This is a genomic window from Aureispira sp. CCB-QB1, from assembly GCF_000724545.1.
Classification (GTDB): Bacteria; Bacteroidota; Bacteroidia; order Chitinophagales; family Saprospiraceae; genus Aureispira.
Genome location: NZ_JHBV01000146.1, coordinates 1 through 16392, shown reverse-complemented (window position 1 = coordinate 16392; position 16392 = coordinate 1). Strand labels below are relative to the sequence as shown.

13 protein-coding genes are annotated in these 16392 nt (G+C 35.9%); 9 read left to right on the top strand and 4 right to left on the bottom strand.

What is annotated here, in order from left to right:
- Positions 1-143: 143 nt before the first annotated feature.
- The 9 genes from CG11_RS28140 to CG11_RS28100 all read left to right on the top strand — a co-directional run bounded on the left by CG11_RS28140 (position 144) and on the right by CG11_RS28100 (position 14418).
- Positions 144-569: an IS3 family transposase gene (locus CG11_RS28140; protein WP_052600250.1), complete on the top strand. Its 426-nt coding sequence runs from the start codon at positions 144-146 to the stop codon at positions 567-569.
- Positions 570-1018: 449 nt separating this feature from the next.
- Positions 1019-1669 (top strand): hypothetical protein, encoded by a 651-nt coding sequence (locus CG11_RS28135; RefSeq protein WP_052600249.1) that lies wholly within the window; start codon positions 1019-1021, stop codon positions 1667-1669.
- A gap of 59 nt (positions 1670-1728) precedes the next feature.
- Positions 1729-2928, top strand: coding sequence for a TlpA disulfide reductase family protein (locus tag CG11_RS28130; RefSeq protein ID WP_052600248.1), 1200 nt, complete (start codon positions 1729-1731; stop codon positions 2926-2928).
- Between the two features lie 251 nt (positions 2929-3179).
- On the top strand, positions 3180-4562 hold the full coding sequence (gene dgt / locus CG11_RS28125; protein ID WP_052600247.1) for a dGTP triphosphohydrolase: 1383 nt from the start codon (positions 3180-3182) through the stop codon (positions 4560-4562).
- Positions 4563-4578: 16 nt separating this feature from the next.
- Positions 4579-5526, top strand: a complete 948-nt coding sequence (locus CG11_RS28120) for a 5'-nucleotidase (protein WP_052600246.1) — start codon at positions 4579-4581, stop codon at positions 5524-5526.
- A gap of 107 nt (positions 5527-5633) precedes the next feature.
- Positions 5634-7169: a class I SAM-dependent DNA methyltransferase gene (locus tag CG11_RS28115; RefSeq protein WP_052600245.1), complete on the top strand. Its 1536-nt coding sequence runs from the start codon at positions 5634-5636 to the stop codon at positions 7167-7169.
- Positions 7166-8362 (top strand): restriction endonuclease subunit S, encoded by a 1197-nt coding sequence (locus tag CG11_RS28110; RefSeq protein WP_081909682.1) that lies wholly within the window; start codon positions 7166-7168, stop codon positions 8360-8362. The genes CG11_RS28115 and CG11_RS28110 overlap by 4 nt, the downstream gene beginning before the upstream one ends.
- 435 nt (positions 8363-8797) lie before the next feature.
- Complete coding sequence (locus CG11_RS28105; RefSeq protein ID WP_052600243.1) at positions 8798-12004, top strand: type I restriction endonuclease subunit R; 3207 nt, start codon at positions 8798-8800, stop codon at positions 12002-12004.
- 140 nt (positions 12005-12144) lie between these two features.
- Positions 12145-14418: a hypothetical protein gene (locus CG11_RS28100; protein ID WP_052600242.1), complete on the top strand. Its 2274-nt coding sequence runs from the start codon at positions 12145-12147 to the stop codon at positions 14416-14418.
- 14 nt (positions 14419-14432) lie between these two features.
- Here the strand turns inward: CG11_RS28100 and CG11_RS28095 are convergent, their stop codons facing one another.
- The 4 genes from CG11_RS28095 to CG11_RS28080 are packed head-to-tail and all read right to left on the bottom strand — an operon-like array spanning position 14433 to position 16338.
- Entirely contained in the window at positions 14433-15044 is a 612-nt protein-coding gene (locus CG11_RS28095; RefSeq protein ID WP_052600241.1) for a glycoside hydrolase family 19 protein, read from the bottom strand.
- A complete protein-coding gene (locus tag CG11_RS28090) occupies positions 15041-15703 on the bottom strand; it encodes a glycosyl hydrolase 108 family protein (RefSeq protein ID WP_052600240.1) in 663 nt (220 codons plus the stop codon). The genes CG11_RS28095 and CG11_RS28090 overlap by 4 nt, the downstream gene beginning before the upstream one ends.
- A gap of 42 nt (positions 15704-15745) precedes the next feature.
- Entirely contained in the window at positions 15746-15946 is a 201-nt protein-coding gene (locus CG11_RS28085; protein WP_052600239.1) for a hypothetical protein, read from the bottom strand.
- A gap of 14 nt (positions 15947-15960) precedes the next feature.
- Positions 15961-16338 carry a peptidoglycan-binding protein gene (locus CG11_RS28080; protein ID WP_052600238.1) on the bottom strand — a complete coding sequence of 126 codons (378 nt, stop codon included), beginning with the start codon at positions 16336-16338 and terminating at the stop codon, positions 15961-15963.
- Between the last annotated feature and the right edge of the window lie 54 nt (positions 16339-16392).

The window sequence follows — 16392 nt, the reverse complement described above, 5'->3', positions numbered from 1 at the left end:
GTCGTCACTATGACTCTGAATTCAGAGATCAAGTTATGCTTATTTGTACAGCGCTTCACAACTTTAGGGTACAAAGCCCCTTTTGGAATTATAAGTCCTCGCATGTGTGGGCGCGAATAGTCAACTTTTCCTAATTAACTCTATTGAATAGAAAGTTTGCAGTGGATGTTCCCTCTAAAGTTTGGGTATCTGACTTAACATACATTGATACAGGTGAAGGTTGGTTATATTTGACAGTGGTTATAGATTTATATGATAGAAAAGTCATTGGCTGGGCACTGAGTGAGACAATGCAAGCAAGTGAAACAACGATAGCAGCTCTTCAGGTGGCAATCCTTAATCGAAAGCCAAGCAATGGGCTTACCTTTCATTCCGATCAAGGTGTACAGTATACTTGTTCAGACTTTGTGAAAATTTTAAACAAACACTATGTCAAAGCAAGTATGAGCAGGAAAGGGAATTGTTGGGATAATGCTGTTGCTGAAAGCTTTTTCAAAACGATTAAAGTGGAATGCATTTATAGAACAAAATATCCAACAATAGAACAGGCTATAAAGAGATATCTTTAGCTATATAGAAATGAAATTTGGTACAATATCAATATGCGCCGTCGGCATTCTGCCTTAGGCTATGTCACTCCTCTTGAAATGGAGCAATTATTTTTTAACAAAAAAGCAGCTTAACTTTTTGCCCACTTTTTTGTAGGAATTCCAATAATTTAAAACCCACAAAAAGCGGCTACAACAAAGTCATAGCCGCAAGAAACGTCATAAAACACCATCCTAATTAGTAGCTCCATAGGGAATTAATTGGTGTGTTTTTAGTATTTGATTGTTAGTTTTTTGTGAGGTTTTGTGTTTTTAAGGTACAAAAATGGGACAAAAAAAACAGGTGATTTTTTTATGTTAAGAAAATAATAATTAAAAATATTAAATATACTTAAACTTTTATTTTCATTTTATTTAGTTGACATTTGGGTAAGCCCATATGGGAAATTAAACTATTTAAAATTAAAATCATGCAAAAGAATTTTTTTATCATTGCTGTAACATTTCTAGCAATGACTTTACTCATTTCTTGTTATGAGACGGAAGTTTTATCAACAAAAGAAACTGTTGAAGTAAAGGAAACTATTTCTAGCTTTAGAAATACAGAGGAAGTAGCAACATCATCTCTTGACTTTCAAGTTGGAGAAACTTATGAATTTCGATCTTTGTCAGACGATGGAAATCAGACACATAAATTAAGTTTGACATTGGGTGAGAATGGTAACTTGACCGTAATGCAAAGTAATGTTGCTGTAGAGTCGGGAGATGTTAGTAATTCAGAAGTACTTGCTGAAGGAACAGTATTATCTGAAGGAGAGCAAAAGTCGTTTACAGGAGCAACAGGCTACTGGGTTATTCCTTTTGATGGAGGAGAACCATCTTTTCATGCAACGAATGGGACGATTATTTTTGTCATAAACTGTGATTGCACTCATGTCGAAGGACATTCACCAAGTACTAGCGATTGTAAAGCTGTAGCAAATTCAAGTCCTAAAGGAGGATACGTTGTTACTTGCAACAATGTAGGTTGTAAAAAATGTGACTTTAATAGGAGTTCAGTAGTAAGTGGGGATGTTTTAATTGTTTCTCACCCAAGTATTAATAGTTTATCAGTACACTAAAATATTATATTAAGGAGGTCGTTGTACATTACGATCTCTTTATTTGAAAAATAATTTATATGTTGAAGTTGTTACTCATTATTGTATTAGGTTGTTGTGTAGTGATAGTTCAAGGACAAAGCAAGGCAATAGAATTCTTAGAAGCCAGAAGCGCACAAATAAAAACAATAACAACAGGAGCATATAATATTACGACGAAAATGAAGTTTCTCTTTGATGCAGATACTTCAGAATTTCATGGAAGGTGCTTTTTTGAACATCAAAATTTAAAAGATACCATCTTTTACAAAGTACATACCTATGAGAATCATTTGAATCTTTCTCAATTATATTTAGGACAAACGGATCAGTATTATCATGTTGATCATGATAGAAGAATTGTAAAAGGATGGAATGAAATCCCATTTACTCAGATAGGTTCAGATCGCTCTGTTTTTAATCCACTAGTTTTTAGAGACTATATGAAAAGCAAAATACCTGAATCCGATTCGATATGGTTAGAGGTCGATACCTTACTTGGTGCCGATGTACTTTGTTTTTTCGACCAAGAATCTCCAGCGGTTAGTGAGGTTAGAGTAGAGAATGATTTGACGAAAATCTACTTTAATAAGCATGGTTTACCTTTTAGAATGACCACTTATCTTGAACTCGCAGATTATGGTGTTTACGAATACAAAGATCAAGAAATTCATTTTTTGACTACGAACATTCCTCCATTGTCCAATATGCACGAAATCTACGGAGAACGAGGTTATACTTATGTAGATGGAATAGAAGCGGATCAAGAGCATGAGGCTAATCGAGATTCTACTCAAATTAAACTCGGAGCCACCTCTCCCAATTGGCAAGCTCAAACGTATGCAGGAGAAAATTTAGATTTGAGCCAAATAGAAGGCAAACTTATTTTGTTAGATTTTTGGTACAAAGGCTGTTTTCCTTGTATCCAGTCAATGCCACTACTCAATCAATTGCATCAAAAATATGCGGATAAAGGTTTAACAATTATAGGAATAAATCCCTATCAATCAAAAGCTGAAGAAATACTTCCGTTTCTAAAAAAGAAGTCTATTGAGCATTCCAACCTTTATAGTGCATCTATTCCTAGTTTGTATGGTGTATTTGCGTATCCTACCTATATCTTTCTAGATGAAAATAAAAAGATTGTAAAAGTACAAAGAGGCTACGGAAAAGGAGAAACAGATGCTGACTTTGAGGCTTGGATTGATGCTTATTTAGGGAAGGGTAATGTTGATAAGTAGTAATAGTAAGAAGTGATAATAGAGCAACCTGAGTTTGTGAAAAATGATTGAATATTTGTAGCCAATTAATTAGCCCTTTTCATGTTTGAAGGACTATTTTTATTTCAGGGATACAAGAAATCAAAGTGAAATGTTGCTTTTTGCTATGAAAGCCAACCTTATGGTTTAATATTTTATACTTATTTTTAATGTTTTGGTAAATATTGCATATGTTTAAAGTAAATATTATGTAAACTTAACTTATAAGACTGATGGATTTAAATGAGCTTTATTCTGAAAAAAGAACGGGAGTAGACGATAATACAAGTGCTAATTCAAGAACGGAATATAAAAGAGATTTTGATAGAATAGTTTTTTCTTCTGCTTTTCGAAGATTACAAAACAAAACACAGGTTTTTCCTCTACCAGGAAGTGCTTTTGTGCATAACAGATTAACACACTCACTAGAGGTGTCGTGTGTTGGGCGATCTCTAGGTACTTTAGTTGGTCAAGCAATAATAAAAGAACGAAGTAGTAAGTTAAACCCTGAGAGTGTGAGGTTTTATAAAAACCACTTTAAAGGAGTTTTATCAGCAGCTTGTTTGTGTCATGACATAGGGAATCCTGCATTTGGTCATTCAGGCGAAGATGCTATTGCAAATTATTTTAAAAAGAACAATGATTTAGTAGAAAACTTAATGACCGATGAAGAATATGAAGATTTGATTAATTTTGAAGGTAACGCAAATTCTATCAGGATATTGACACACAACCAAAAAGGAAAATTAGATGGCGGTTTACGTTTAACTTACACTACTTTAGCTTCTATAGCAAAATATCCCTGCGAATCTACAGGGAAATGGATCTCTAAATCTAATCCACAGACCCACAGGAAAAAATTTGGTTTTTTTCAAGCAGAAAAAACAACATTCTTGAAAATAGCTGAATCTACTGGAATGTTAAAAGATGATAATAACGACCATTTGGGATGGTATAGACATCCTTTCGTATGGCTAGTTGAAGCTGCTGATGATATATGTTATCATATTATAGATCTAGAAGATGCTCATAGAGTTGGAATAATTGGAGCTAAACAATGTGAAGAATTATTAATAAATGTAATAACATGCTTAGATGTTGAAGATATAGGAAAATTTGAAAGTAATTTGGCAAAAATAAATAATGAGAATGCACGAATTACTTATTTAAGAGCAAAGACTATAAATTCTCTAACTCATAAAGCAAAGGATGCTTATATAAAGAATTTAGATGAAATATTAAATGGCACACATAATGAATCGCTTTTTGATCTTATTGGAAAGGATTGTAATGCTCTTGGTAAGATATCACAGTATTCTTGTAAGAACATCTATAACCATAGAGGAGTAGTTGAGATTGAAAATGCGGGATATCATGTTATGTATGAATTATTAAATCATTTCATTGGACCTATTTTAAAAAATAAAGAAAAAAGAACTCAAGAGGATAAAAAAGCCTTAAAATTGATTCCTGGTCAATTTGATACCATAAAAGAGGATAGTACTCCTTATGAACGAGTATTAACAGTTGTTGACTATTTGTCAGGAATGACAGATTTATATGCAACAGAATTATATAAAAAAATTAAGGGTATCAAAATAGGAATGAATTTCTAAGGGATAAACCAATGTTATGAGTAAAACAAATTATAAGTTAGAAGATGTAATTGTCATTGGAGTATCTTCAAGGGCATTATTTAATTTAGAGAAAGAAAATAAAATTTTTCAAGAAAAAGGACTAGACGAATTTTCTAAATATCAATTCGAGAATGAAGATAAAATACTGGGTAAAGGAACAGCGTTCCCTCTTGTTCAAGCTTTATTAAACTTAAATACAAAGATAGATAATAAACGATTAATAGAAGTTGTTGTAATGTCACGAAATAGCCCTGAAACAGGGCTTAGAATGATGAAATCGATAGAGAAATATGAATTAGATATTACTAGGACTGCATTAACAGGCGGAGAGCCCTTAGCAGCATATTTAGATGCATTTTCAATAGATTTATTCTTAAGTAAAGATGAGGATGACATTCAAAATGCTGTTGACAAAGATGTAGCTGCAGCTATTGTATATAACACTCCAGATTCAGATTTTGTTGGTATAGAAGATGAAGTCCGTTTTGCTTTTGATGCAGATGCTGTCGTATTTTCGGATGAATCTGAATTAATATATAAAGAACAAGGTCTTGAAGCTTTTTTAAAGCATGAAAAAGATAATCGAGATTCTCCTTTAAATGAAGGACCTTTTGCCAAGTTAATAAAGATGTTAGCTTTGACACAGAAAGAATTTGAATTAGGTAAAGCACCTATTAGGATAGGAATTGTTACTGCTCGAAATTCTCCAGCACATATTAGAGTTATAAAAACATTTAAGGCATGGGGGGTTTATATTGATTCTGCTTTTTTTCTTGGAGGAGTCTCTAAAGATAAGGTATTAAAAGCTTTTCGACCACATATATTCTTTGATGATCAAGATACACATGTAGGACCAGCTTCAAGAGTTGTTCCTTCCAGTCGAGTTCCTTATAAAAGTGATTCTAAATTATCTAATTTTTTGAAATCAAATAAAAAAGATTAGGGTTAAGTAAGCTTATTATCACAAACAAAAAAATGTGATATTCTGTAAACATCTATTTTTTTTGTAGATTTAAACTCTTACAAATATCAACTAACGAATAGAGCAGAATGGCTAAAAAAAAGCAAGTAGAAAAAGAAGAAAAATTAGAGCAGACGCTGTGGAAAACCGCAGACAAACTGCGTAAAAATATAGATGCAGCGGAATATAAGCACGTTGTATTGGGTTTGATATTTCTGAAATACATCTCAGATGCTTTTGAGGATTTGTACGAACGATTAAAAGCTGGAGAAGGTGAGTATGCAGGAGCTGATCCTGAAGATCCCGACGAGTATGGTGCAGAGAATGTCTTTTTTGTACCAGAAGAAGCACGTTGGAGCCACATACAAGCACAGGCAAAAATGCCCAATATTGGCAAAACTATTGACGATGCCATGGATGCCATCGAAGGAACCAACCCTAGACTAAAAGGCATCTTGCCCAAAGTATATGGACGACAAAATTTAGATGGTCAAACCTTAGGTGGTTTGATTGATACCATTGGTACGATTGCTTTGGGTGATGCCAAAGCAAAGAGTCAAGATGTTCTGGGGCGAGTGTATGAGTATTTTTTAGGACAGTTTGCCTTGGCAGAAGGACAGAAAGGAGGACAGTTCTACACGCCTGAAAGTATTGTACAGTTATTAGTAGAAATGCTAGAGCCTTACAAAGGGCGAGTTTATGATCCTTGTTGTGGCTCTGGTGGTATGTTTGTTCAATCGGAGAAGTTTATCAAAAGCCATCAAGGGCGCTTGGATGATATTTCTATTTATGGGCAGGAGAGCAACCAAACGACTTATCGTTTGTGTCGCATGAACTTGGCGATTCGTGGAATTGATGGTTCCAATATTCGTTGGAATACCGAAGGTTCTTTTTTGAACAATGCCCACAAGGATTTAAAAGCAGATTACATCATTGCCAATCCACCTTTTAATGTCAAGGACTGGAGTGGAGAGCTGCTGCGTGAAGATGCTCGCTGGCAATATGGAACACCGCCCAAAGGCAATGCCAACTATGCTTGGATTCAACACTTTTTGCATCATTTGGCTCCGAATGGCAAAGCAGGTTTTGTGTTAGCCAATGGCTCTTTGAGTTCGAATACTGGAGGAGAGGGCGACATTCGTCAAAAATTGGTGGAAGCGGATTTGATTGAGTGTATTGTCATGCTGCCGAAGGCTTTGTTTTTTAATACGGGGATTCCTGCTTGCTTGTGGTTTTTGAGACGGGGCAAACGCCAACGGGCTGGCGAGGTCTTGTTTATTGATGCGTCTGAATTGGGCTATATGGTGAATCGAAAGAACCGTGCTTTTGCTGCCGAGGATGTGCAGCAGGTAGCGAAGACTTATCACGATTGGTTGAATGAAAAGGATGGATACAAGGATATCAAGGGCTTTTGTAAATCGACGGTCTTGACGGATATTGAAAAGCATAAGTTTGTCTTGACGCCAGGGCGGTATGTGGGGATTCCTGAGGAGGAGGACGATGGAATTCCTTTTGAAGTGAAAATGGAGGGCTTGACGACGGCTTTGCGCTCGCAAATGGAACAGGCGAAGGTCTTGGATGAGGAAATTAAAATTCAGTTGGCTAAAATTGGGGTGGTGTTATGATGGAAATGATAGAAGCTGTTTTAGGAGATGTACTTGAAATAAAGTATGGGAAAGACCACAAGAAATTAGGAGATGGCGAAATTCCCTTATATGGGAGTGGAGGAATTATGAAATATGTAGATAACTTTCTTTATGATAAGCCATCTATTTTGATACCTCGAAAAGGGTCGTTGAATAACCTATTTTTTCAAGATAAACCATTCTGGACAGTAGATACGCTTTTTTGGACAAAAGTAGATGAATCTAAAATTGACCCTAAGTATCTTTTTTACTTACTTTCTTTGTATAATTTAACTAAATATGATGAAGGTTCTGCTATACCAAGTTTAACAACAAGAGCATTAAATGATGTTCCTATTTCTTATTTAAAGGAAAAAAAAGAACAAATTGAAGTAAGGAGAGTTATAGAAACTTTTGACCAAAAAATAAGCCTACTCCGCCAACAAAACGAAACCCTAGAGCAAATGGCACAAACCCTCTTCAAGCGTTGGTTTGTAGACTTTGAGTTTCCCAATGAGCAGGGGCAGCCTTATCGCTCTGCTGGTGGGGAGATGGTGGCTTCGGAGTTGGGGGAGATTCCTTTGGGTTGGGAGGTTAGAGAAATAAGTGATATTATTGAGGTTAAAGACGGCACCCATGATTCTCCATCTAAAGAAAAGGAAGGTAAATACTTAATTACATCTAAGCATTTAAGTAAATCAGGAATTGATTTTAATTCTGCCTATTTAATTTCAGAAGAAAATTATTATAATATTAATAAAAGAAGCAAAGTTGATTCTAGAGATGTTTTAGTTTCAATGATTGGCACAATTGGGCTAATATATTTTGTGCTGGAAACAAATATTAATTTTGCAATAAAAAATATTGGATTGTTTAAAACTTCACAAAATCCTCTATACTCTGAATATTTATATTTGACAATAAACTCAATTTATGGGAAACATTATTTTATTTCTAGGTCAGCAGGAACTACCCAATCATATTTAACCTTGGGAGTGCTTAGGGAAATGCCTGTTATTATGCCTAGTATTAAGATTCTTGAATTATTCAAATCATCAGCAGAATTATTATTAAATAAAATTCATAGAAACAATAACGAAATCCAAACTCTAACCAAACTAAGAGACACACTCCTCCCCAAACTAATGAGCGGCGAGATACGAGTGCCAACAGCTCTAGAAAACAAGGTCTAAGAAGGGATATGCAAAAAAAGCTATTAAGGTTATTATTCTTAGGAAGTAGTCTATTATTTATTACGTCTTGTGTGAGTACCAGTAGGCAATTGGTAGGAACGGGTTGGTGATTATGAGCGATATGAGGCAAAGCAAGAGCAAGTGCCTGGACTACTGGAACATGGAGTAATTTGTTTGACTTTTGATAAGGACTCTTTAAAGCACTGCAATATAGAACAATCAACAGATAAGCCACCTCGCACTTGTCACTATTTTCATTTGAAATATAAGCAAGACAGTATTTTTTTATAGACAAAAAACAAAAGCTCATTCTCAAAAAAAGAACAGAGGATTGTTTAGAACTAGAACATGTAGAAAGAAAAGTGCTTTATTATTTGAAGCCTTATAAGGGGGAGCAATTTTGATACCTAAGGAACCGTAAATAAATGAGAAGCCATGACCAAACTCAACGAAGACGACATCGAACAATGGGCGATTGAAGAATTAGAAGCCCTTGGATGGAAGTACATACATGGAAGTAAAATTGCTCCCGATGGAGCGCAAGCCGAACGGAATTCTTTCGGAGAGGTTTTATTGCGAGGGCGATTGCAAGCAGCGATTGCTCGAATCAATCCAAACATTCCTTATGAGGCACAACAAGAAGCCCTCAAAATAGTGGAGCGCATCGCATCGCCAGAGATGATGGTTAATAATCAAGACTTGCATCAATTGCTAACCGAAGGCGTGCCTGTTGAATATAGAAAAGAGGGCATGCAACGAGGCGACCGTGTGCAGTTGTTGGATTATCATAATCTGGAGAACAACGATTATTTGTCGGTTAATCAGTTTACCATTATAGAAAACAATCAAAACAAGCGTCCAGACTTGATTTTATTTGTCAATGGAATGCCTTTGGTGCTCTTGGAATTAAAAAATGCAATAGACGCTAGTGCAACCTTAAAAACGGCTTTTGACCAATTGAGAACCTACCAAACAACGATTCCAAGTTTGTTTACCTTTAATGCTTTTTGTGTTATTTCGGATGGGGTAGATGCTCGAGCAGGTTCGATGTCGGCAGGGTATAGCCGTTATTTGGCATGGAAAACTAGTGATGGGATAGAGGAAGCCTCTAAATTAAGCAGTCAATTAGAAGTTTTGATAAAGGGTTTGTTGAATCAGGCAACGTTGCTAGATTATATCCGTCATTTTATTGTTTTTGAACAAAATAAGCATATTGATAAAAATGGCATTGCCACTATTCAAACCATAAAGAAAGTAGCAGCTTATCACCAATATTATGCAGCGAATAAAGCCATTGAATCGGTCAAAAAAGCGACGGCAGTAGATGGGGATCGCAAAGGTGGTGTGGTTTGGCATACTCAAGGAAGTGGGAAGTCATTGTCAATGGTCTTTTTTAGTGGTAAATTAGTTTTACAACTAGACAACCCAACAATTCTAGTGATTACTGATCGAAATGATTTGGACGACCAATTGTTTGATACTTTTGCTTCTTCTAAGCAATTGTTGAGACAAGTACCTGTCCAGGCCGAGAACCGAGAACATCTCAAAAGTTTACTCAAGGTTGCTTCAGGAGGAATTGTATTTACGACCATTCAAAAATTTCAACCTCAAGAAGGTAATGTTTATGAAGAGTTATCTGCTCGAAAAAATATCGTTGTAGTTGCCGATGAGGCACACCGTACGCAATATGGTTTTAAACCCAAAACAATAGAGGTTAAAAATGATTTTGGTGAAGTTGTCGGACAACGTATTGTCTATGGTTTTGCCAAGTATATGCGGGATGCTTTGCCTAATGCTACTTATTTAGGATTTACAGGAACGCCTGTGGAGTCGCAAGATATTAATACACCTGCTGTTTTTGGGCATTATGTAGACATCTATGATATTGCTCAGGCGGTAGAAGATGGCGCAACAGTGCCAATTTATTATGAGAGTAGATTGGTAAAAATAACCTTGTCGGAAGAGGGAAAACAGTTGATTGATGACTTGGAGACCGATTTGGCAAAAGATGAAATGAGCAATGCTGAACAAGCCAAAATGAAATGGACAAAGGTGCAAGCAATTGTTGGGAGTCCTACTCGTTTGGCAAAGGTCGCCGAAGATATAATTTTTCATTTTGAAGCCCGCCAAAAAGGGATGGAGGGCAAGGCAATGGTTGTGAGTATGAGTCGTCAAATTGCGGCTGACTTATACGAACATATTATTCAATTGCGTCCTGATTGGCACCATGATGATTTGGACAAAGGAGTGATTAAAGTAGTCATGACAGCTTCTTCTTCAGATGGTCCTGAACTAATGAAACATCATACGACAAAACAAGAACGGAGAACGTTGGCAGACCGAATGAAAGATATTCATGATCCACTTAAAATTGTTATTGTTCGGGATATGTGGCTAACAGGTTTTGATGCACCTAGTTTAAATACCTTGTACATTGATAAACCAATGAAAGGGCATAATTTGATGCAAGCGATTGCTCGAGTGAATCGAGTTTATAAAGATAAATCGGGGGGCTTGGTGGTGGATTATTTGGGCATTGCTAGTGATTTAAAAAAGGCACTTTCTTTTTACTCAGATAGTGGAGGAAAGGGAAACCCTGCTGAAGTGCAAGAGAAGGCGGTTCAGTTGATGTTGGAAAAAATAGAGATTGTCTCTAGAATGTTTAACGAACGAAAGCAGTCAACTAAGTTAGATACTAGGATGGCAGCAGAGCCTTCTCCTTTGTATGGTAAATATGGTTTTGCCTATGAGGATTATTTTGCGGCAAGTACGAAAGGGAAACTTCAAATTATTATTGGAGCAGTGGAGCATGTATTAGGTTTGGAGGATGGAAAGAAACGTTTTGTAAGAGAAGTGACGGCATTGTCCAAAGCTTTTTCTATTGCTTTGCCGCATGATGAAGCGATGGATGCTAAGGATGAAATTGGTTTCTTTCAAGCGGTTAAAGCTCGCTTGGTGAAGTTTGATGGAGGTTCAAGAGGTGGTACAGATTATGAAATTGAGACAGCTATTAAGCAGGTGATTGACGAAGCAATTGTTTCCGAACAAGTGATTGATATTTTTGATGCGGCAGGAATTAAGAAACCAGAGTTATCGGTTTTGAGTGATGATTTCTTAGAGGAAATGCGTGGCATGAAACATAAAAACCTTGCTGTGGAAGTACTGAAAAAGTTATTGAATGATGAAATTAAGCTTCGCTTAAAGCATAACTTGGTGCAAAGCAGATCTTTGATAGAGCGTCTCGAAGCTTCTATCAAGCGTTACCAAAACAATTTACTTTCTTCTGTTGAAATTATAGAGGAGTTGATTGCACAAGCGAAAGCTATCCGAGCTTCTGATAAGCGAGGAGAACAAATGGGATTAACTAAAGATGAGTTGGCGTTCTATGATGCTGTTGCCAATAATGAGAGTGCTAAGGATTTATTAGGAGATGAAATTCTAATTAAATTGGCTCGTGAGTTGGTATTGCGTGTCAAGAAAAGTGCAACAATAGACTGGACGGTAAAAGAGAGCGTTAAAAAAGGAATGAAGGTGGCGGTCAAACGGCTGTTACGTCAGTACGGGTACCCACCTGATTTGCAAAAGTTGGCAACGGAGACGGTTTTATCTCAAGCGGAGATGTTGGCTGAGTTTTGGACGTAGGATATGGATGTTTTAGGGTAGTGTTTTGAATGCTTAATAATAGTAAGTGGCTTATTATTATTGAATTATATTAGGTTTTTGTAGGTAGAAAGAAAAAATAATAGTATTATTAAATATTGTTTTTATAAAAAGAAGAACCTATGAAATGGCAATTTTTACTGTTAATTATATTTTATAATAGTTATGTGATAGTGGGACAGAATTGTGATTCAATTAAAACCATTGAAGATGCTATAAAATGTGAATTATTGGAACTGATAAGAACTGATGGAAAAACTGTCATGCCAACTTCTAGAGAAATATTGGATTATAAGAAGGACACTACAAAATATAATTCATCTATTAAAGTATTGACAAATGAACTTGAGAATGTAAAAGGTAATGGAAAATACTCGCAAGAAAGAAGAAAGAGTTTAAGAAAGGATATACTTGAAAGTAATAAAAAACTAAAAATAACAGAAAATAAATTAAAACAAGCTATTAATTTCCAGAATAGAGTACTAGAGTCGTATACTTATCCAGGAGATAGAATTAAATTAGCTTTAGTAGATAAGGCATATATTAATCATCGAATTAATTTATCAAAAGTAGGTAGTTATATTTTTAAAAATGTAGATAGTTTTGATGTAGAAGGAGAGCCTTTATTACCTGTTTTAGATAATGAGCGACAAGTATATATTGATAAGGAGGGGAGCTACTATCAACTATATACGAATATGTCTTATTTGATAGGGGTTACAGCTAAAGCTAATTTAGATGCTGGTTTTCAGGATTACATAAAAACAAAAACTAAAGCTTTTCTAGACCAATCATTATCTAGCCAACAAACTATCAGTATAGCTTATGGACGGTTTCATAATGAAATGCATAATTTATTTGAACAAGTTAGACGAGAAACTATCCATGAAAGAGATTTTGCACCTCTTATTAGATTATGGCACCTTTACAGTAGAAATAAAATAGCTAAAACAGATCAAATACTAGAGTATTGTGATGGATTGGTAATTTATTCGCATACCAAACTAAAATCTGTTCTAGGGCAGCAAGCAGATATTTCTATAAATAGTAAATTTAAAGTTCCATATATATCTATGCAAGCAGAAAGTGGATCTCGCTGGGAAACACAGCAAACAAGAAATATAGGATCTGCAAATTATTCTTGGTATTTAACAAAAAAACCAAAATTATCAGCTATTATTTCATCTGACTTAATAAAAAAAAGGTGGAATGCTTTTGAGAACTCTATCCCTGCTCCATCCTATAAAGAATCTAATAATGAAGTTATTTTAGTACAGAATGATGAACATTCCTATGTCGATGTTGTATTTGGACCAATACCTGGATACGAAAATGTTAGTAATTATGTTAAAGTAAAAAAGGCTAATTATACTTCCAGTATAATCAGCCGAATAAGAATATCTAAAAATCCAATAAAAGTTGGTTTAGATGGAATGCATACATATAGGTTATATTTTTCTAGAAATAATCAATTTTTTGAGCAATTTAGTGGATCTGATAGAAAACAAGCTGAATTAATTAATGTAACACTGCATTTACCAGATTCGGTAAATGGAGAATATTTAGGGAGAAAATATTCGGTAAAAGTAGTTGGTTCTACGTTGCCTATACCTATATTGTCTAACAAAAAAATACTTATACCAGAGATAAAAGGTTCAGAGTATGAGTGGAATGTGCCAGTGACTATAATTAGTTCAGAAACAGCAAGAGAAAGAGCAATTATTACTTCTGCAAAGGTTTTAACATTTAAAGATACAACTTTCAATTATCTATTAGAAGAGATGAATTCGACAATTAATTATGGAGATAAAAGCAATGTAAACACTTTTATAAAATTCAAAGCAACTCCAAGATTAAATTCATTAAAGAGAGATGTTAGGATTCCTGTAGATATAGCATTAAAGATTAATAATACATTTACTAGAGTCATTTCGGTTAATTTAGTACTAAGGTCAAATTATAAGTTGCCAGAAGAGATATTTTATGAAAAGTTTGATCTGTTATTAAATGGTTTGAAAAAGAACTCTATTCTTATAGGTTATAGAGGGGTAACTTTTAATCTTTACGAAGACTCGTTGAAGAGTAAACAAAATTTTGATAAGTTCATACCTGAAAACTTTTCAACAGAAATAAATGGTACAAATGTATGTCTATGTGATTATTTAAGTTTAGTAGGTGGTAAAAAAATTATGGAGATAGATGAGAATTTGACTGTGGATGGCATACCGTTTAAAATTTTAAAAAAAGAAATAATAGGTCAACGTATAATGATTATAAATCAGTTGCTACATAAAAAATTGATAGAAGATCTCCAAATAGTTAAACAAAGTAGAGGTGGGTATTATATTGCTCCTAAGTGGTTAACTTCTGATGAAATCAAAAAAAAACTAAAATGAGAGTTAATGTATTTTCAAGTTAACAACTTCCCATACTCAGCAATCTTCCCAGCTCGATCCAAACGATTGACCACCTGCCTCGCCTTATAAAAGTCCTGGCGTTTCGCATTAATAAAATCCTTCAAAGCAAGCCCCGTAAAAGAACCCTGCATCATGCCATAAACCAAAATACGAGCCGCATAAGTTGGCTGCAGTGCTAGATCAGGCTGATTGACAAAATCCACCCGAAAGACCCGAGCCATCTTTTGATAATTCTCCTTCCAAGTTAATTGAACAAAACCCCGTCCAAAATAACCCGAGGACCAATATTGATTTTGACGGTTATACAGCTCCGTTTGATTAGGAGCTGCACGACGTTCTTGGACGGGACGAAAGTGACTTTCGTGCCAAGCCGTTGCCAAGATATAAGCCAGCTTATTTTTATCCCCATCTCCATAACGATGGAAAGCCGCCACAATCTTACGAATAGAATCCTGCTGGGTTGCATTCATATAACCAAAAGCATTTTCACAAGCTTGGATGGCTTTCTCTTGAGCCAGTTTTAAGCGAATTTTGACAGCTAGGAAAATCATTAAAGCAATCAAGGCAGCACCGCCCATCCATTTTAACGTAGTGTTGTTTTTCATGTTTGAATTTGTTGATACTGATAAATACCATAGACAACTAAAGCGCCAGCTGCAGCAACTACTCCAACCGTCACCGCTACTCGAGTCCAATCGGTTTTCATAGCAGGATAATCTCGATTCAAGGAGTCAATTAATTGCCTTTCATAAGGACTATTAATACGCTTATAATAAGCAATCATTCGCTGTCTAAAAGCATTAAAAATACGAGCCTGCCCTACTCGTAGGATTTGCCGATTGAGCGCCTGGACAGAAGCCACCCCAAAAGCACCATCCACCAAAAGGCGCTCTCCTAAGTCATTAAGGGTGCGCTGCATTTCTTTGATGGCATTACCACCAGCCGAACTTTTCATATCTGCTAAAATATCTGCAAGGGCTTGGCTCTCGATGAAGTCGCCTTGGATCTTATCCCAATATTGAACCTTATAGATCTGCATGGCTTCAGCAATAGATAAGTTTTCCATTTCTGTTTTAGAGACCATGCGCCCACGCCAGGCAATGAGTGTCGGAGCGGCAATACTTCGATTGGTACCAATCAAGGTCCCCACCCCGACTTGATTGGAAGACCAATTGCCCTTGTCGTTGTACAGATCCTGATAACCTGCAATAATACGCCGCCACCGTCGTTTGGTGGGCAACATCCAACTGTTGAAACTAGCCATAGGAAGAGGTTTTTGAAGTGGTTTTGAAAAAGCAACAGCAACTCAAGCGCTTGGTGCTGGAGTTGCTGGAGTAGATTGGGCATAGAGCCAACGAAAGAATAAAAGGACAAGTAGTACAAGCAAAATAGGTTTGAGTAGGTCAAAGAGCTCTTGCATCAAAGAAGGTTCTTTTTGCTCTTGACTCGACCACCACCAATAACCTGTACTACCAGCACCTAATAAAAAAGGAAGTAATAAAAACATGGGTTTAGATTGTTTTAAGCGGCTGCAAGACTTGTCTGCAGTTGAGCTAAAGTAATGCTCTTTTGTTGGGTGTATCGAAGGAGCATTTGCTCGGTTCTATCTCCAAAAATGCCATCCTCTTCTAGTAGAGGAATGAAGGTTGGAGCGTGTTTTTGATGCTCTTGATTTAAGAGCTGTTGCAGCTGTCGCACTTGCTCTCCTTGACTGCCTTTTTTAAGAAGGAGGCTTTCAGGATTAGAGGTAGTTGTATTATTAGAGACAGCTGTCGGTTTGGATCCTGTTAAAAGGGTTCCTTTAAAAAGGCGATGTCGATAAAAATACAAGACAAGCAAGAGGACCAACAAACCAACGGCAAGGAGTGGTTTTTGATATTGGATCAGTTTTTCTTTCATGTTAAATGGGTTGATCTTGGTTTTCTCCTCCTGCTACTTCCAAGTTTTTGGCTT